The organism is Flavobacterium sp., from assembly GCF_035299245.1.
GTDB lineage: Bacteria > Bacteroidota > Bacteroidia > Flavobacteriales > Flavobacteriaceae > Flavobacterium.
This window is the reverse complement of record NZ_DATGWY010000004.1, coordinates 132150-150424: the sequence shown is the minus strand read 5'-3', so window position 1 is coordinate 150424 and position 18275 is coordinate 132150. Positions and strand designations below refer to the sequence as shown.

The window sequence follows — 18275 nt, the reverse complement described above, 5'->3', positions numbered from 1 at the left end:
TATGAAATGCTTATTATTAAAAATAGTGCCTCTTTTTTTTATATCGCTTGTGAATGCGCAACAATTTGTAGAAAAAGCAGTAATTGAATTTGAAGTCAACACCAATCTTAAAAAAAGAATGGGTAATGACAGTTGGGATGAAAAAATGAAAGAAAACATTTCCGATCTAAAAACATCGTACTATACCTATACTTTTTCAAACAATAAAAGCATCTATAAATTTGACCGATGGAGTGAAAAAACTAGAGTTCCAAAATACGAAAAAGACAGCGACGAAGAAAACATTTGGTACTTTGATTTTAATTCAAATGAAATGAGTATTCAAAAACAAATTGGAGGAACCAACTTTGTCATTTTAGATTCTATTCCTACCATTGAATGGAAAATTACCAACGAAAATCGTGAAATTGCCGGTTATAATTGCCGAAAAGCAGTAGGGAAAATATTTGACGATGTGTATGTTTTTGCTTTTTATACCGATGACATAATTATCTCTGGCGGTCCTTGTTCCATAAATGGTTTACCCGGAATGATTTTAGGTGTTACTATTCCAAGATTATATACTTCTTTTATAGCAACCAAAGTGAATTTGACGGTTGCAAATCCTAATGAAATAAAATCCATTTCTTCAAAAAAACCATTTAAATACAGCGAAATGAAAGCCTTTTTAATTGATAAATCAAACGATTGGTTCAGTTATGGAAACGATGAGGAAGAAAAGAAAAGGCAAAAAAATTTATTTTTATGGGAATCGCTTTTGTAGATACTTTCGGTTTTAAATTTTAATTAAAAAACCATCGTCAACTGAATGCGTTTGCGTTCTTCATCGACCTCAACGATTTTTACTTGAACGTGTTGGTGTAGTTTGACTACTTCATTTACATCGGAAACATAACCTTCTTTGAGTTGGGAAATGTGCACCAAACCACTTTCTTTGATTCCGATATCCACAAAACAACCAAAAGCGGTAATATTGTTGACAATTCCGGGTAGAATCATTCCGGTTCGAAGGTCTTTTATCGTTTTTACATTCGGATCAAATTCGAATACTTTGGCGGCTTTTCGAGGGTCGAGACCTGGTTTTTCTAATTCTTTTAAAATGTCTTTAACACTCAAAATTCCGATGGTTTCGTTGGTGTAGCTTTCGGGTTTAATTAGACTTATTTTTTCTTTATTGGCGATTAAATCATTGGTTTTTAAACCCAAATCTTTAGCCATTTTTTCGACTATCGGATAGGCTTCAGGATGCACGGCCGAGTTGTCCAACGGGTTTTTTCCTTCTTTAATTCGGATGAACGCTGCTGCTTGTTGATAGGCTTTATCGCCCAAACGAGGCACTTTTTTGAGTTGTTTTCGGTCGTCAAAAGGTCCGTTTTCACTTCGGAAAGCGACAATATTTTCGGCCATCTTCTCTCCTATTCCCGACACGTAACTGAGCAATGATTTACTCGCGGTGTTGATGTTGATGCCAACCGAATTCACACAACGCATTACCACCGTATCTAATTCTTCTTTGAGTTTGGTTTGATCAACGTCGTGTTGGTATTGCCCTACGCCTATCGATTTGGGATCGATTTTTACTAGTTCGGCCAACGGATCGGAAAGTCGGCGGCCAATCGAAACCGAACCACGAACGGTGACATCATAATTAGGAAATTCTTCTCTTGCAATTTTACTGGCTGAATATACTGATGCTCCAGCTTCTGAAACAACAAAAACTTGTACTGGCTTATCAAAAGCGATTTTTTTTATGAAAAATTCGGTTTCACGCGATGCGGTTCCATTACCGATAGAAATCGCTTCAATATTGTAGGCATTGACCATTGACTTGATCTTTTTCATCGCCATGGCGGTTTCGTTTTGTGGCTGATGCGGGTAAATGGTTTCATTGTACAGCAAATCGCCTTTTTCATCCAAACACACTATTTTGCAACCACTTCGATAACCAGGATCGATGGCTAAAATTCGTTTTTCTCCCAATGGCGGAGCGAGTAGCAACTGCGACAAATTGCCTGCAAAAACCTCAATCGCTTTGGTATCGGCTTTGGCTTTGGCTTCTTGCAAGGTCTCGTTGGAAATCGCCGGTTCGAGCAATCGTTTGTAACTGTCTTTGATGGCTAATTCTAAATGCGGTTTGGCTTCTGAGCGATTATTTTTGATTACGTTTTCTTCTATGTAATCAAGTGCTTCCTCGTTCTCAATTTCAACATTTAATTTGACAAAACCTTCGGCTTCGGCACGCAGCATGGCCAATAATCGGTGCGATGGCGCTTTGGAAATAGGTTCGGACCAATCAAAATACTGATTGAATTTTTGAGCCGCTTCGTCGTCTTTTTTGGTTTTAACGACTTTAGTGGTTACGACTGCTTTTCGTTGAAAAATACGGCGTAAATTTTTTCTGATGTAACTATTTTCATTGATCCATTCGGCTACAATGTCGCGCGCGCCTTGTAAAGCGTCGTCCTCATTGGTTACTTTATCATTCAAGTATTTGGAAGCGATGAACTCAATATCGTCGGCGTTTTGCGCCATTAAGATTTTGGCCAATGGTTCCAATCCGTTTTCGCGAGCGACATCGGCTTTAGTTTTTTTCTTCTTTTTATACGGTAAATACAAGTCTTCAATTTCTTGTAAATCGAAACTATCTTGGATTTTTTTGGCCAATTCGGGCGTTAATTGACCTTGTTCTTCAATCGATTTAATGATGCTTTCTTTTCGTTTTACAATTTCGTCGTATTGCTTCGAAAGTTTGGCAATTTGCTCGATGACAACCTCATCTAAATTTCCGGTTTGGTCTTTTCGGTAGCGGGAAATGAACGGAATGGTGCAATCTTCAGAAAGTAATTGTACTGTGGCTTCGATGTTTTTGGACGAAGTGTTGACTTGGGTTTGAATGAATTGAATATTTGTCATTGTAAAACTATAAACTGTCACTGAGAACTGTGACTATAATTAATCTTGAACGATAAAGTCTTTTGGATCTTGTTTTTTGAATTCGGGTTGAATATTAATGTGGTTGATGTGGAATTTTTCGAACAAAACCAGTTCCACTTGATGCAACAAATCATTGAACTCACTCATTTTGATGTCTTCTGAACAATCAAGATGCGCTTCGAGATGCAACTCTTCATCGTTCAAATGCCAAACGTGTATGTGGTGTAATTTGTTGACACCCGGAATTTTGTGTACTTCACGAACCATCTCTTTAATATCGATATGTTCAGGAGTGAATAACATTAACATTTTGGTCGATGTTTTGAGTAAATCAACACCCACTATAATTAAGTAAATTGCAATTAAAATGGTCATGACACTATCGACCCAAAACCAGCCGAAAAATTTCATTAGCAATCCACCAACCAAAACTGCAACCGACGCTAACATATCAGTAAGAAGATGTAAATAAGCCGATTTCATGTTGATGTTGTGCGCTGCGTCTTTCTTTAATAATAGTACTGAAAACCCGTTGACAGCAATTCCTAAAATAGCCAGCCAAATGACCAAATTCGATTCTATTGGTTTCGGATTGACAAAACGTTCAATAGCGCCATAAATCAATAATACCGCAACAATCACCAATGTCATTGCATTGATGAAAGCCGCTATTAATTCGGCTCTTTTATAACCAAAAGTATGGTCAATGGAAGCTTTTCGGCGGGAAAGTTTATGAGCGATTAAACTGAATCCAAGGGAAAGAACATCCGAAAAATTGTGCAATGCATCCGAAATTAAAGCCAAACTACCTGATACAATTCCGCCTACCACTTGTGCAATCGTAATGAGTAAATTGAGTAAAATGGAATAGACTAAATTTTGCCCTTTTACTTCATGTTTGTGGATGTGAACGTGACTCATTTTAATTAGGTGTTGCTGTAGAATAAATATGAAAACCAATCTCAAAATAGCCAAACCCTACAGGAATATTGAGCAACATTAGTGCTAATGTTTTCAAGATTTTATTTTTTAAAATACTTTTTTTGAAGAGTTCAATGGTCAATTCAATAAATAAAAATCCATTGATAATGAATGCCGCCATACAAAAAAACAAGGCAAAATAAATGATACTATTGTAGTGCGTAAAATAGTAAAACAACAAGATAAATGTTCCTGTTAAAAAACTAATAATAGCCGTTTTCTTTCCGTTGGAAATGGCTTTTTCAATAGTATGTAGTGAATCGTTATTCAAAATTTAGGAACAACTTATTTTATTGACTCTGTTCGCGTGTCTTCCACCTTCAAAATCGGTGGTTAAAAAAGTATCTACAATTTCTACGGCTTGCTGAATGGAAGTAAATCGAGCTGGAATACTCACCACATTGGCATCGTTATGCTGACGCGCTAAAGCCGATATTTCTTTGGTCCAACACAACGCTGCACGAATACCTTGGTGTTTATTGGCAGTCATCGCAATTCCATTGCCCGAACCACAAATGACAATTCCGAATTGCGCTTTTCCTGATTCGACATCAAGAGCAACTGGATGTCCAAAATCAGGATAATCAACACTGTCAAAAGAGTTGGTTCCGTGGTTGATGACTTCGTATCCTTTTGCTTCTAAATAATTGACTATCGCTTTTTTATAATCGGGTCCAGCGTGGTCGTTTCCAATGGAGATTTTCATAGTTGTAGTAGTTAGTTTATCTTTACAAAAGTAGAAATTAAAAAAGAGATTTACATTCAATTTTTAAATTTAAAACAGATGAAATTTACAGGATTTTTGAGTGTTTTTGACTCTAATTCGCTTTCGTGGGAAAAACACATTCCGATTCCCGATGCTATTTTTACAAAAATGTTAAAATTTGCACCGGACAAACGCGTGGTTTGTACTCTTAACAATTCACTTTCGTACCATTGTGCTATGATGCCAAAAGGAACGTTTCATTATATTTTGGTCAATAACGAAACGTGCAAAAAATTGAAACTACAAGTGAATGACAAAGTTGAAGTTGAAATTATTAAAGACGATTCTAAATACGGAATGAATATTTCGGAAGAGTTGGAAGAAGTACTTTTTTCCGATCCGGAAGGCAGTTTGCTTTTTCACCAATTAACTTTAGGCAAACAACGCAGTTTAATTCACATCATTAATAAAATTAAAAGTTCTCAAACAAAAATTGAAAAATCATTTGTGGTTTTAGAACATCTAAAAAGACAAAAAGGTGAATTGGATTTCAAGAAGTTAAACGAAGATTTCAAAGAATTCGCTCAAAAAAACTCTATTTAATTATTTTCATAAGTTATTGAAAATCATTGTCATTTATTCAATTCTATTGTTAAAATTTTACACTGTTAATTCTATTTTGCAATTCGTTGATATTCAGCTAACTTTAAATTAACATCAAATGTTGATAACTTCGGATAGAAAATTAGAAGTTTTTCTTGGTTGTATTTTGAAATTTTGTAATCAAAAACGGGAGCGAAAAAAACAAATTTAGTTTCCTCTTTTTTTGGAAAAGTTATCAATAGAAAAAATTAGGTTTTCAACAGAAATCAACAGCAAAAGTTATTTACAAAAAATGCTGCTTTTTAGTTGTGAACAACTGTTAACTATTTCTAAAAATAACTTCAAAATGAGCACTTTATTTTGGTATAACTCTGTTGATAAATTGGTATAAAAAAAGATAACTACAAAATCCAGTTTTTAAAATAAAAGTTATTGTAGCAATTAACACGCTATAATAACCATCATAAATTAAATTAAATTTTAAAATTGATTTTGTTGTTTTTAATAAATGTTGAAAACTATTTTTTATGTAATTTTACAATATGAATAAAGTACTTTTTGTATTATTTCTTCCTTTTTATTTTTTTGGTCAAACTCAAATAGGAAATACTATTTATGGAAGTGGTGCTGCATATAGTGCCGCAGGTAATTGTGTCTCATTATCTGATGATGGAACAATAGTTGCAATTGGAGAAAAAGGTTATTCAGCTCCATACAATATAGGATGTGTTCGAGTTTTTAGGAATGTGAATAATACATGGACCCATGTAGGAAGCACTATAGTAGGAAATGACCAATTTGATTATTTTGGAACTTGTGTTTCGTTATCTTCTAATGGGAATATTTTAGCAATTAGTGCTCCTCCATCTACTTACACAGAAATTGGATATGTAAAGATTTTTCAAAATGTAAATGATGTATGGACGCAAATAGGATCAACTATTTATGGAGAAGATGATGATACACGTTTTGGAAGTAGTTTAGATATTTCATCAGATGGAAGTATTATCGCAATAGGAAATAATTTTTATGATCAAACTAGCACTAATACAGGAAAAGTTAAAGTATTTCAAAATGTTAATGGAGTGTGGAATCAAATGGGAAATACTATTTATAGTAGTATTCAGAATACTTCCGCCTCCAGTCTTTCATTAGCTGCAAATGGTACTAAATTAGCTATTGGAGAATATGATTTTCTGTATTATTCTAATAAAAAAGTTCGATTGTTTGAAAATATTAATGGAAATTGGATTCAAATAGGTAATAATATTCCATTTGGTGGAGCAAGTGTTTCTTTATCTGAAGATGGAAATTTTCTTGCAATTGGTGATTATAATTATTCACAGGGTTTTGGAAAAGCTCGTGTTTATACTACTACTAATGGAATTTTTACTCAAGTAGGAACTGATTTTAATAGTGAACATGTATGGGATCAATTAGGTTGCAGTGTTAAATTATCTTATGAAGGAACTACTTTAGCAATAGGCTCTTCTTGGTTTGGACAAAACTCTTCAAGATATGGTAAGGTTAGTGTGTATAAAAACATTAATGAAAATTGGACATTAGAATCAAATATAATTGGCAGTAACTACGATAATCAATGTGGTGAGAGCGTTTCTTTATCATCTGATGGTAGTTTTTTAGCTACAGGATGTCCGGGTAGTCGTGGATTCTATAATCAACCAAGTTCAGGAGAAGTTAAAGTTTTTAATACCGTAATAAATTTAAATTTAGAAAGTTTTAAATTAGAACATTTTACTATTACTCCCATTCCAACTTCAGATCAAATAACAATCCATTTACAGGAGAATATTAAATTTAAAAAAGCTACTATTTACAATACTTTAGGACAAATAATAAAAATAGAAACTTCTAAAGTTATAGATGTAAGTGATTTATCTATAGGTACTTATTTTATAGAGGTCATAACAGATAAAGGAAAGGCAACTAAATCATTCATTAAAGAATAATCATACTATTTTTAAATTATTGTCTAAATGGTCTAAGATTTCTTTTACTTGATCTAGATCGTTCGGATGTACTTTCAACTGAATTCCACCGTAAGCAAAAGTAGCCAATGGATCAACCGAAATTAAATTCTCATTTTGAAATAAATACGGAATACCTTCATGATCTAAAATCGATTTTAGAACGGTAATTTCGTGAGCAAAATTGAAGGTTGCCACTGTGATGAATTCGGTCATTTTTAAAATTTTTATAAAAATACAAAAGTTATATTTAAGATAAATATCACCAGTAATCACTAATTACTACTCACTATTCACTAATTTTACACCAATTAGAAAAGAATTATGAGTAAGAAACCAAAAAAGTTCGGAAAAAAAGACAAGTCATTCTCCGAAAAAATTTTAAAAATACTATCCAAAGAAGCGAATAAACCGTTCAACTACAAGCAAATTTCAGCCAAGTTAGAACTCAATGATACCAAGAGCCGCAACGAAATAATTAAAGATTTAAAGATCCTTGCCGCTCAGAAGAAAATCATCGAAATCGAACCAGGAAAATATCTAGTAAAAGCAACAAGCCAAGAATATTACGAAGGAACGATCGATATGACGTCGCGTAAAACAGCCTATTTTGTTTGTGAAGATTTAGAACACGATGTGTTTATTCCGTTTACCAATTTGCATCACGCATTGGATAATGACAAAGTAAAAGTATACGTTTACAATCGAAGAACTTCGCGCAAACCCGAAGCCGAAGTCATCGAAATTTTAGAACGTGCTAAAACCGAATTCGTAGGTGTGATTGACATTCAAAAGAATTTCGGATTTGTAACTACGGCCAATGCCAAAATGTACACCGATATTTTCATCCCAAAAAATAAACTCAACGATGCAGAACACGGTGATGTTGTTTTAGTTACTTTGGAAGATTGGCCAGCCAAAGCAGATTCGCCATTCGGTTCGGTGACAAAAGTGCTCGGAAAACCAGGCGAACACAATACCGAAATTCACGCGATTTTAGCCGAATACGGTTTGCCGTACGATTTCCCGATTGAAGTGGATGCGTATGCTAATAAATTAGATACATCCATCACTCCAGAAGAAATTGCCAAACGTCGCGACATGCGTAAGGTGTTGACGTTCACCATCGATCCAAAAGATGCTAAAGATTTTGACGATGCGTTATCTTTTCAAGTGTTAGAAAATGGAAACTACGAAATTGGTGTTCACATTGCCGATGTTTCCCACTATTTACAAGAAGGAACGATTTTGGATGATGAAGCATATAATAGAGCAACTTCAGTATATTTAGTAGATAGAGTAGTGCCTATGTTGCCCGAAGTGTTGTCGAATTTTGCTTGTTCATTACGTCCACATGAAGAGAAATACACCTTTTCAGCTATTTTTCAACTGAATCCAAAAGCAGAAGTTGTCGATTCATGGTTTGGAAGAACGGTGATTTATTCCGATCAACGTTTTGCTTACGAAGAAGCACAGCAGATTATCGAGACAAAATCAGATATCATTCCAGCTGAAATTTCTCTTACTGGAAAAGAATACAAAGTCGATTCTAATATTGTTGAAGCGACTTTAAAATTGGACGAATTAGCCAAAATTCTTCGTAGAAAACGTATGAATGATGGTGCCATTTCGTTTGATAAAGTAGAAGTTAAATTCAATTTGAATGAAGATGCCGAACCGGTTGGTGTGTTCTTTAAAGTATCCAAAGATGCCAATCATTTGATTGAAGAATTCATGTTGTTGGCCAACAAAAAAGTGGCCGAATTCATAGGAAAACAGAAGAAAACCTTTGTTTATCGTATTCACGACGAACCGAATGAAGATAAGTTGATCAACCTTCAAACGGTGATTTCAAAATTTGGGTATTCCATCAATATGAAATCGAAACAAGATATTTCAAAATCGTTGAATAATTTATTGAACGAAGTGAACGGTCGAAAAGAGCAAAATTTAGTCGATACTCTTACCATTCGAAGCATGAGTAAAGCCAAATATTCGACTGAAAATATTGGTCACTACGGATTGGCTTTTGATTATTACAGTCATTTTACTTCTCCTATTCGACGTTATCCTGATGTGATGGCACACCGATTATTACAGTATTATTTGGATGGAGGAAAATCAGTTTCAGCCGAAATTTATGAAGAGAAATGCGAACACTCTAGTAATATGGAAGCATTGGCAGCTCAAGCCGAACGCGATTCAGTAAAATACATGCAAGTCAAATACATGCAAGACCATAAAGATCAGGAGTTTTTAGGTGTAATTTCAGGTGTAACCGAATGGGGAATTTACGTTGAAATCATCGAAAACAAATGTGAAGGAATGGTACGCATCCGAGAAATTAAAGACGATTACTACACATTTGATGAAAAACAATATGCGTTAGTAGGCGAAATTTCTAAAGATTTACTACAATTAGGCGACGAAGTTTACGTTAAAGTAAAGAACGCCGATTTAGTGAAAAAACAATTGGATTTTCACTTTATCCGAAGAAATGAATAAATTATGAAAAAGTTTAGTGTAGTTATATTAATATTTATCAGTCAATTAGCGCTTTCGCAACGAACTGAAGAAGTCGGAACTTTTTACAAAGTAACTTCTTTTGATCAGATTGATGTATTGTTAATTCCAGGAAGCGAAAATAAAGTAATTCTGAGTGGAGAAGGTGCAGAAGAAGTAGAATTAGTCAATAAAAATGGCGAGTTAAAAATCAGAATGCCATTGACAAAATTATTGAAAGGCGACAACGTTTCGGCTACTGTTTATTTCAAAAGATTAGAAGCAGTTGAAGCCAATGAAGGTTCAAGAATTGGTTGTGAATCGGTTTTTGAAACGACTAAATTTGATGTCATAGCTAAAGAAGGTTCCGAAATTGAAATTAATGTAGCAGTGACTTCCATTTCCATCCGAGCTGCGAATGGTTCTTCAGTTACTGTGAATGGAGAAGCTTCTAATCAGGAAATTATCCTCAATTCAGGCGCCATGTATTTTGGTAGTAAATTAAAAACCACAACCACTACAATCACAGTAAATGCAGGTGGCGATGCCGATGTTTTTGCCACTGATTTAGTGACAGCAAAAGTACGAGCAGGCGGTTTAATTACTGTTTTCGGAAAACCAAAACAAATCGATCAAAAGATCATTGCTGGCGGTAGAGTAGAAGAAGCAAAGTAGATTTATTTTCGATTTTGAATTTAAAATTCTAAATTGCCTTTTAATTCTGAAACCAATTTTATGATCAACGACATTCTATCTGCCATTCCGTGGGGAATTTTATTAGCCTTTACCATCGGTCCTGTTTTTTTTGTACTACTTGAAACCAGTATAACTAAAGGATTCCGTGCGGCTTTAATGTTTGATGCTGGAGTTGTTTTTGGGGATTTCGTTTTTATTTTAATTGCCTATTTCAGTACTAATCAAATTCTAGAACGATTAAAAGACGATCCCGGATTGTTCATTTTTGGAGGAGCGATTATGCTTACCTACGGAATCATGTCGTATGTAAAGGAAAAAAAGAATTTCAAACGGCAACAAGAAGAAGATGAGGAAGAAGATAATATTCAGAGAAACAATTATTTAGGTTTATTCTTTAAAGGATTTTTATTGAATTTCATCAACATCGGTGTTTTGGCTTTTTGGATGGGAATCATCATTGTTTTTGGTCCGAAATTGAACATGGAAACCAACCGAATTATTCTTTTTATTGCGTCCATTATTCTGACTTATTTTGCCGTTGATATCATTAAAATCATGGTAGCTAAACAGCTCAAAACTCGAATGACTCCGCACATTATCTACAAAATCAAAAGAGTCATCAGTATCATTTTAATGATTTTTGGTGCGTTTTTAATGGTGCAAGGTTTTTTCCCAAAAGAAAAAGAAATGATTCAAGAGAAGTTTGGAATTTCTGAACCATTGGAATATGAAAATACTAAGTAACCTACTTTTTTTATTGTTTTCAGTATTATATTATGGGCAGAATGATACCTCGGTTATAATTAAACATACTGAAAATGATTATGTTATTCCTAAGTCTGAAAAAATAGTTTACAGAGGATTACCTAATGAAGTTTTGATTGAAGTACCAAATTCAAAATCGTTTGATGTAGAAGGATTAGGAGTTTCAAAAAAAGAAAAAAACATATTTTTAATTAATCCATCTTTTGGCAAAGAAGTAATCATAACTATTTCGGGGATTTTAAAAAATGGAAAGAAATTTTCAAAAAAAATCAATTTTGAAATTAGAAATATTCAAAATATTCAAGCTAAAATTAATAATCTAGATAATGATGATCAATTTAGAGTAAAATTGCAAAGAAGAAATCTTCTAAACGCTATTATAAAATCATGTTTTACAGACAAAAATTTAGGAATTAAGAGCGAAATTAAAAGTTTTGAAATAAAAATTCCTAATTATAATTCTATACTTATTTATGGAAATAGAATTAAAGAAAGTGATTACAATAAATTTATAAATAGAGTAAAGATTGGTGATGAAATTGTCATTAGTAACATTAGATTTACTACTAACAGCAACGCAAACTTTTGCAAAATAAATCCAATAATCATCCAAATCTATTAATTTTTTAGATTCTTCTTTCGTCCGAATTACACGTAAAAAATCTTCTTTTTGAAAGGTTTCTTTTGGGAATCGCATAGTCCGGATTCAATAAACTTTAATTAATTTTTTCTAAAAATTAAACATAAAAAAAACCTCTCATTTCTGAGGTTTCTTTTTACCACAGCATCGTCCGGATTCAGTAATTTTAATTAATTTTTTCTAAAAATTTAGAATAAAAAAACCTCTCATTTCTGAGGTTTCTTTTTACTACAGCATCGTCCGGATTCAGTAATTTTAATTAATTTTTTCTAAAAATTTAGAATAAAAAAAGAGCTACATTTCTGTAACTCTTTAGAGGCATCGTCCGGATTCGAACCGGAGTAGACGGTTTTGCAGACCGGTGCCTAGCCGCTCGGCCACGACGCCAAGTATTTATTGGATTGCAAATATATAAAACAATTGATAATTACCAATTGTTAATTAATAATTTTAAATATTTGTACTTCGTACTTCTCACTTCTATTATCGTACTTAACTACGATATTCTTCCATTTCAATCGTAACTGCTTCAACATCACCACCAATAGGCGGATTTAATTTAGAAACAGCTAACAATATTCTAGAAACCTCTGGAATTTCTCTAAATATTCTGGTAATAATTCGATGGGCAACATGTTCTAGTAATTTCGAACGAATGTCCATTTCTTCTACCACAATTCGGTTCAACAACACATAATCAACCGTATCGTGCAACTCATCTGTGATGGCTGATTTTCGTAAATCCGTTTTCACTTCCAAATCGACACGGTAATCTGAACCTATTTTTCCTTCTTCTAATAAACATCCATGAAACGAAAACGTTCGGATGTTTTGTAATTTAATTGTTCCCATTTTTATGTTTATTGTTTATAGTTGGTAGTTTATGGTTAAACGAACTCAAAACCATAAACGATAAACTACAAACTTTTTATATCTTTGCTAAAATTACAAAAAATCTATGTCAACAGAAGAAAAGTCTCTGAATTTTATTGAGCAAATAATCGAAGAAGATTTAAAAAACGGATTAGCTAAAGATAAGCTTCGTTTTCGTTTTCCGCCTGAGCCTAACGGTTACTTACACGTGGGTCATGCTAGTGCTATTTGTTTAAATTTTGGATTGGGAATTGATTATCAAGCGCCAGTAAATTTGCGTTTTGATGATACGAATCCAGCCAAAGAGGAGCAGGAATATGTTGACGCGATTAAAAGAGATGTGGAATGGTTGGGATACAAATGGGCCAGCGAATGTTATGCTTCTGATTATTTTCAAGAGTTATACGATTGGGCTATTGAGTTCATCAAAAAAGGAAAAGCGTATGTGGATAGCCAATCTTCGGAAGAAATGGCCAAACAAAAAGGAACTCCAACGACTCCCGGAACCGATTCTCCGTACCGAAATCGCTCAGTAGAGGAAAATTTAGACTTGTTCGAACGCATGAAAAACGGCGAATTCGAAGAAGGAACTCATATTCTTCGTGCTAAAATCGATATGGCATCTAATAATATGTTGATGCGCGATCCGATCATGTACCGAATTCTAAAGAAACACCATCACAGAACTGGTGACAACTGGTGTATTTACCCAATGTACGATTGGGCTCACGGCGAAAGTGATTATTTAGAACAAATTTCACACTCGTTTTGTACACTCGAATTTTTACCGCACCGTGAATTGTACGATTGGTTTTTAGACCAAATTTATGATAGTAGTAAAGTACGCCCGAAACAACGCGAATTTGCTCGTAGAAACCTTTCGCATACTGTTGTTTCTAAACGAAAATTGTTGCAATTGGTTCAAGAAGGTCATGTTACGGCTTGGGACGATCCGAGAATGAGTACGATTTCTGGTATGCGTCGTCGTGGTTATACGCCAGCATCGATTCGGAATTTTGCTAAAACTATCGGAATTGCGAAACGAACCAACTTAATTGATGTTTCGTTGTTGGAGTTTTGTGTTCGCGAAGATTTAAACAAAACCGTTCCACGTGTGATGGCAGTTTTAAACCCTGTGAAGTTAGTAATTACGAATTATCCAGAGGGAAAAGTAGAAGAATTGGATGCCGAAAACAGTCCTGAAGATCCCAATCTAGGATTTAGAAAAGTACCTTTTTCACGCGAATTGTACATCGAAAGAGAAGATTTTCAAGAAGAAGCCAATAAGAAATTCTTCCGTTTGACACTCGGAACCGAAGTACGTTTGAAAAATGCGTACATCATCAAAGGAGAAAGTGTAGTGAAAGATGCTGATGGAAATATCACAGAAATTCACTGTACGTACGACGAAGATTCACGTAGCGGAAGTGGAACCGAAGCTTCACAACGCAAAGTAAAAGGAACGATTCATTGGGTTTCAATCAATCATGCCATTAAAGCTGAAGTTCGTGTGTATGATCGTTTATTTACACATGAAAATCCCGATGGCGATAAAGAAGTTGATTTTAAAGAATACATCAATCCGAATTCACTAGAAATAATTACAGGATATTTGGAACCAAGTTTAGCTTCGGCTAAAAACGGAGAACAATTTCAGTTTCAACGATTGGGATATTATTGTGTGGATAAAGATTCGACCAATGAAAAATTAGTCTTTAACAAAACCGTTGGCCTAAAAGATACTTGGGCGAAAGTGGAAAGTAAAGAATAGTTTCAAAAGCCGCGATTTTAATTTATATAAGTTAAAAAAGTTATTTTGCCACGAATGCACAAATTAGCAGAATTGTAATTTTAAAATTTGTTCATCTTAGATGAACATTCGAATTGAATCTAATTTTTGTAAAGTAAAATTCGATAATTCGTGGCCAAAAAATCTTTTTACATGATTATTTTTAAAATAGATTTTATATATCAAAGCCAGCAGAAATGTTGGCTTTTTCTATTATTGAAAGTTGTTATTGTTACTAATAAAAACATTGATGATTACTATCAAAAACGACTTTCATAAATTGATTTTAATTAGTTTTTTCATCCACAACAACACAGAATTCATTTTCATAAAAAAGTGTTTTTAAATCGATTCTAATGCGTTTTTACCATCAAAAGGAATAAAAAAAAGAGTTCACTTTCGCAAACTCTCTTTTTTCTATAAAAATGTATCAAATTAAGATGGATCAGTCGGCTCAACCGGATTAGATGTATCCGATGGATTAAAATCGGTTGAAGTTGGATTGTTTTTGTCTTTGTTTCGTTTTGGTTGGTTTTTCATCGTTTCACCAATTTGATTGCTTGCTGTGAAACTTGCCACCATATTGTTCAACATATCACTTCCGGCTTGTGGAGAATTCGGTAACAAGATTAAGTTCGAATTAGTATCTGCTCCAATCGCTTGTAATGTATCATAATGTTGGGTTACTACAATTAAGGCTGAAGCTTCCTGTGAATTAATTCCGACGTTGTTCAACACCTCAACACTTTCTACCAAACCACGCGCAATTTCTCTACGTTGATCGGCAATACCTTGACCTTGTAATTTTTTACTTTCGGCTTCGGCTTTAGCTTTGGCCACAATACGAATGCGTTGTGCTTCTGATTCAAATTCGGCTGCCGTTTTTTCTCTATCCGCAGCATTAATTCTATTCATTGCATTTTTTACTTGAATATCAGGATCGATATCAGTTACCAATGTATTGATGATGTCATAACCATAGGTTGTCATCGCTTCATTCAATTCGCGTTTCACCGCAATAGCAATATCATCTTTTCTAACAAAAACGTCATCCAAAATTAATTTCGGAACTTCGGCACGAACTACGTCAAAAACATAAGCGGTAATTTGATCATGAGGATATTCTAATTTATAGAACGCTTCGTATACTTTGTCTTGTATTACTTTAAACTGAACCGAAACTTTCATTTTGATGAAAACGTTGTCTTTCGTTTTAGTTTCTATCAATACATCCAATTGTTGAATTCTCAAATTAACGCGTCCAGCAATGCGATCGATAATCGGAATTTTGAGTTGTAAACCCGAGTTTCGAATACTTGTAAATTTCCCAAAACGCTCGATAACAACTGCTGTTTGTTGTTTTACAGTAAAAAAACTTGAAAGCAGAATAATCAGTCCAAAAAAAGCAATAACAATGAATGTAATTGTCATAATAAGTAATATTTAGTGGTTAATACAGTTATTATACGAGAATAATGTATGTTTGTTACAAATTTAAACCCTATTATGAAGAAACTTATTTTAGCATTTTCACTTGGATTATGCTCTGCATTAACTTTAGCTCAATACCAAAACAAAGACGGAAACCGAATCGGAATTACTGGTGGAATCTCGCAATCGAACTTGTTCAGCTCTAATTTTTCAGCGAAACCTGGAATTGGTTTTAATGGCGGATTGTCCGTTCGTGGAAACTATTACAACAATTGGAGTATGATTTACGGGATGCAGTTTTTTCAGAATACGTTTTCATTAGAAACTACAACTCCAACATTACAAAAAAAAGATACTGAATTCAATTTGGCCGGAGCACAAATCCGATTATTATTGAGTTATAATGTGGTAAAAAATCATGTTTCTTTTGATTTTGGACCCGTAATTCAAATCAACGACAAACTCAAAACCGATGATGGAGATGTAAACAACATCATTAATGGGACACTTTTAAAAGCAAGTCAATTACAAGATGTTGCTAAGGTAAACGGAAACGTATACGTTGGTTTTTCGGCTGGAACACGCCGATTTAGAGCTATTGTCAATTACCAGTATGGAGTGAACAATCTATTCAATAAACTCAATAGCGACGACGCTTTAATTTTGCTCAACGGAAACAATAAATTCAAAGGCAACATCGGAACGATCAGTGGTCAGTTGTTGTTTAACTTATAAAAGAAAAGTCCCGAATCATTCGGGACTTTTTATTTAAATTATAGACTAGCAATCGCTTTTTCCAATCGCTTAATCGTTTCGTCTTTTCCAAGAAGTTCTACAATATCAAACAAATGCGGACCTTTCAAAGCACCCACCAAACTCAAACGAAACGGTTGCATGATTTTTCCCATTCCAATTTCATTTTGAGTCATCCAATCTTTTACAATCGTTTCGATGTTTACCGAGGTAAAATCTTCAATAGGTTGTACAACATCAATCAATTGCTTAATTAAAACTGGAGTTTGTTCTTTCCAGTTTTTAGCTGCTTTTTCATCGTATGAAGTCGGAGCTTCAAAGAAATAATCCGACAATTCCCAAAATTCAGATACGAAATTCGCTCGTTCTTTTATCAACGAAACAACTTTTATCAATTTTGTCATTCCGAACGCAGTGAAGGAATCTCCAATCTTTTCCTCAACAATTGTTTTAAAACTTTCTGCCAAACTCTCATCATTTTGTTTTTGCAAATACTGATGGTTGAACCATTTATTTTTCTCTGGATCAAATTTAGCTCCAGCTTTGTGAACGCGATTCAAATCAAATTTTTCTACCAATTCTTCCAATGAAAATAATTCTTGATCGGTGCCATCGTTCCATCCTAATAAGGCCAAAAAGTTAATCACTGCTTCTGGGAAGAATCCTTTTTCTCTATAACCCGATGAAATGCCTTCTTCGCTTTTCCATTCCAACGGAAATACAGGGAAACCCATTTTATCTCCATCGCGTTTCGATAATTTTCCGTTACCAATCGGCTTTAAAATCAACGGCAAATGTGCAAATTCGGGCGCTTCCCAACCAAAAGCTTGGTACAACAAACAGTGCAATGGCATCGATGGCAACCATTCTTCACCCCGAATCACATGTGAGGTTTCCATCAAGTGATCGTCAACAATATTCGCCAAATGATACGTTGGCATTCCGTCACTTTTAAATAAGACTTTATCGTCCAATAAATTCGTTTCAAATTTTATATCTCCGCGAATAATATCATGCAATTGCAACGTTTCGTTTACAGGCGTTTTGAATCGGATGACAAAATCTTCTCCAGCGGCTAATCTTTTTTGAGTTTCATCAGCAGAAATTGCCAACGAAGTATCTAATTTTTCACGATTGCTCCAATTGTAAATGAATGTTTTTCCTTCAGACTCGTATTGTTTTCGCAACGAATCCAAAGCTTCAGCTGTGTCAAAAGCATAATACGCCCAACCCGAATGCACCAATTGATCAGCGTATTGTTTGTACAAATGTTTGCGTTCGCTTTGACGGTACGGACCAAATTTTTCATTCTTGTCAACCGTTTCACTCGGCGCAATTCCTAACCATTCCAAGGCTTCAAAAATGTATTCTTCTGCGCCAGGAACAAATCGATTTTGATCGGTATCTTCAATTCGCAAATAGAAAACACCGTTGTTTTTCTTGGCAAATAAATAATTAAACAAGGCAGTTCTTACGCCGCCAATATGTAATGGTCCAGTCGGACTTGGTGCAAAACGCACACGAACTTGTTTTGACATGGTTTTTAAATTTTTTACAAAGATAAGTAGAAGTTGGAAGCGGGAAGTTGGATGCAAGATTTTTTTTAATTTGAAT

17 protein-coding genes and 1 tRNA gene are annotated in these 18275 nt (G+C 34.3%); 9 read left to right on the top strand and 9 right to left on the bottom strand.

What is annotated here, in order from left to right; genetic code table 11:
• Nucleotide 1 precedes the first annotated feature (1 nt).
• Nucleotides 2–763, top strand: a complete 762-nt coding sequence (locus VK161_RS02300) for a GLPGLI family protein (RefSeq protein ID WP_324213137.1) — start codon at nucleotides 2–4, stop codon at nucleotides 761–763.
• A gap of 23 nt (nucleotides 764–786) precedes the next feature.
• Here VK161_RS02300 and VK161_RS02295 read toward each other — a convergent pair whose 3' ends face one another.
• From VK161_RS02295 to rpiB, 4 genes are read right to left on the bottom strand one after another with little or no spacing between them, the layout of a single operon-like run.
• Nucleotides 787–2913: a Tex family protein gene (locus VK161_RS02295; protein WP_324213136.1), complete on the bottom strand. Its 2127-nt coding sequence runs from the start codon at nucleotides 2911–2913 to the stop codon at nucleotides 787–789.
• 39 nt (nucleotides 2914–2952) lie between these two features.
• On the bottom strand, nucleotides 2953–3855 hold the full coding sequence (locus tag VK161_RS02290; protein ID WP_324213135.1) for a cation diffusion facilitator family transporter: 903 nt from the start codon (nucleotides 3853–3855) through the stop codon (nucleotides 2953–2955).
• Nucleotide 3856: 1 nt separating this feature from the next.
• Nucleotides 3857–4186 carry a hypothetical protein gene (locus tag VK161_RS02285; RefSeq protein WP_324213134.1) on the bottom strand — a complete coding sequence of 110 codons (330 nt, stop codon included), beginning with the start codon at nucleotides 4184–4186 and terminating at the stop codon, nucleotides 3857–3859.
• Nucleotides 4187–4189: 3 nt separating this feature from the next.
• A complete protein-coding gene (gene rpiB / locus VK161_RS02280) occupies nucleotides 4190–4621 on the bottom strand; it encodes a ribose 5-phosphate isomerase B (RefSeq protein ID WP_324213133.1) in 432 nt (143 codons plus the stop codon).
• A 78-nt stretch (nucleotides 4622–4699) separates the two neighbouring features.
• Between rpiB and VK161_RS02275 the strand changes: the two genes are divergently transcribed.
• Nucleotides 4700–5224, top strand: a complete 525-nt coding sequence (locus VK161_RS02275) for a DUF1905 domain-containing protein (RefSeq protein ID WP_324213132.1) — start codon at nucleotides 4700–4702, stop codon at nucleotides 5222–5224.
• Nucleotides 5225–5766: 542 nt separating this feature from the next.
• Entirely contained in the window at nucleotides 5767–7194 is a 1428-nt protein-coding gene (locus tag VK161_RS02270) for a T9SS type A sorting domain-containing protein (RefSeq protein WP_324213131.1), read from the top strand.
• On the opposite strand, the gene VK161_RS02265 is transcribed toward VK161_RS02270, so the two are convergent.
• Nucleotides 7195–7428 (bottom strand): DUF2007 domain-containing protein, encoded by a 234-nt coding sequence (locus VK161_RS02265; protein ID WP_324213130.1) that lies wholly within the window; start codon nucleotides 7426–7428, stop codon nucleotides 7195–7197. It lies immediately after the preceding gene.
• Nucleotides 7429–7536: 108 nt separating this feature from the next.
• Between VK161_RS02265 and rnr the strand changes: the two genes are divergently transcribed.
• From rnr to VK161_RS02245, 4 genes are read left to right on the top strand one after another with little or no spacing between them, the layout of a single operon-like run.
• On the top strand, nucleotides 7537–9717 hold the full coding sequence (gene rnr, locus VK161_RS02260; RefSeq protein WP_324213129.1) for a ribonuclease R: 2181 nt from the start codon (nucleotides 7537–7539) through the stop codon (nucleotides 9715–9717).
• A gap of 3 nt (nucleotides 9718–9720) precedes the next feature.
• Complete coding sequence (locus VK161_RS02255) at nucleotides 9721–10389, top strand: head GIN domain-containing protein (RefSeq protein ID WP_324213128.1); 669 nt, start codon at nucleotides 9721–9723, stop codon at nucleotides 10387–10389.
• Between the two features lie 60 nt (nucleotides 10390–10449).
• Complete coding sequence (locus tag VK161_RS02250; protein ID WP_324213127.1) at nucleotides 10450–11154, top strand: LysE family translocator; 705 nt, start codon at nucleotides 10450–10452, stop codon at nucleotides 11152–11154.
• Complete coding sequence (locus VK161_RS02245) at nucleotides 11138–11797, top strand: GldM family protein (protein ID WP_324213126.1); 660 nt, start codon at nucleotides 11138–11140, stop codon at nucleotides 11795–11797. The genes VK161_RS02250 and VK161_RS02245 overlap by 17 nt, the downstream gene beginning before the upstream one ends.
• Nucleotides 11798–12131: 334 nt before the next feature.
• Here the strand turns inward: VK161_RS02245 and VK161_RS02240 are convergent.
• Nucleotides 12132–12202, bottom strand: a tRNA-Cys gene (locus VK161_RS02240).
• A 105-nt stretch (nucleotides 12203–12307) separates the two neighbouring features.
• Complete coding sequence (gene folB / locus VK161_RS02235; protein WP_324213125.1) at nucleotides 12308–12667, bottom strand: dihydroneopterin aldolase; 360 nt, start codon at nucleotides 12665–12667, stop codon at nucleotides 12308–12310.
• 106 nt (nucleotides 12668–12773) lie between these two features.
• On the opposite strand from folB, the gene VK161_RS02230 reads away from it, so the two are divergent.
• On the top strand, nucleotides 12774–14459 hold the full coding sequence (locus VK161_RS02230) for a glutamine--tRNA ligase/YqeY domain fusion protein (protein ID WP_324213124.1): 1686 nt from the start codon (nucleotides 12774–12776) through the stop codon (nucleotides 14457–14459).
• 453 nt (nucleotides 14460–14912) lie between these two features.
• Here VK161_RS02230 and VK161_RS02225 read toward each other — a convergent pair whose 3' ends face one another.
• The gene (locus tag VK161_RS02225) at nucleotides 14913–15908 is read right to left on the bottom strand and encodes an SPFH domain-containing protein (protein WP_324213123.1); all 996 of its coding nucleotides are present in this window, start codon (nucleotides 15906–15908) and stop codon (nucleotides 14913–14915) included.
• Nucleotides 15909–15983: 75 nt separating this feature from the next.
• On the opposite strand from VK161_RS02225, the gene VK161_RS02220 reads away from it, so the two are divergent.
• On the top strand, nucleotides 15984–16643 hold the full coding sequence (locus VK161_RS02220) for an outer membrane beta-barrel protein (RefSeq protein ID WP_324213122.1): 660 nt from the start codon (nucleotides 15984–15986) through the stop codon (nucleotides 16641–16643).
• Between the two features lie 38 nt (nucleotides 16644–16681).
• On the opposite strand, the gene gltX is transcribed toward VK161_RS02220, so the two are convergent.
• Complete coding sequence (gltX, locus tag VK161_RS02215; protein WP_324213121.1) at nucleotides 16682–18199, bottom strand: glutamate--tRNA ligase; 1518 nt, start codon at nucleotides 18197–18199, stop codon at nucleotides 16682–16684.
• Nucleotides 18200–18275: the final 76 nt, after the last annotated feature.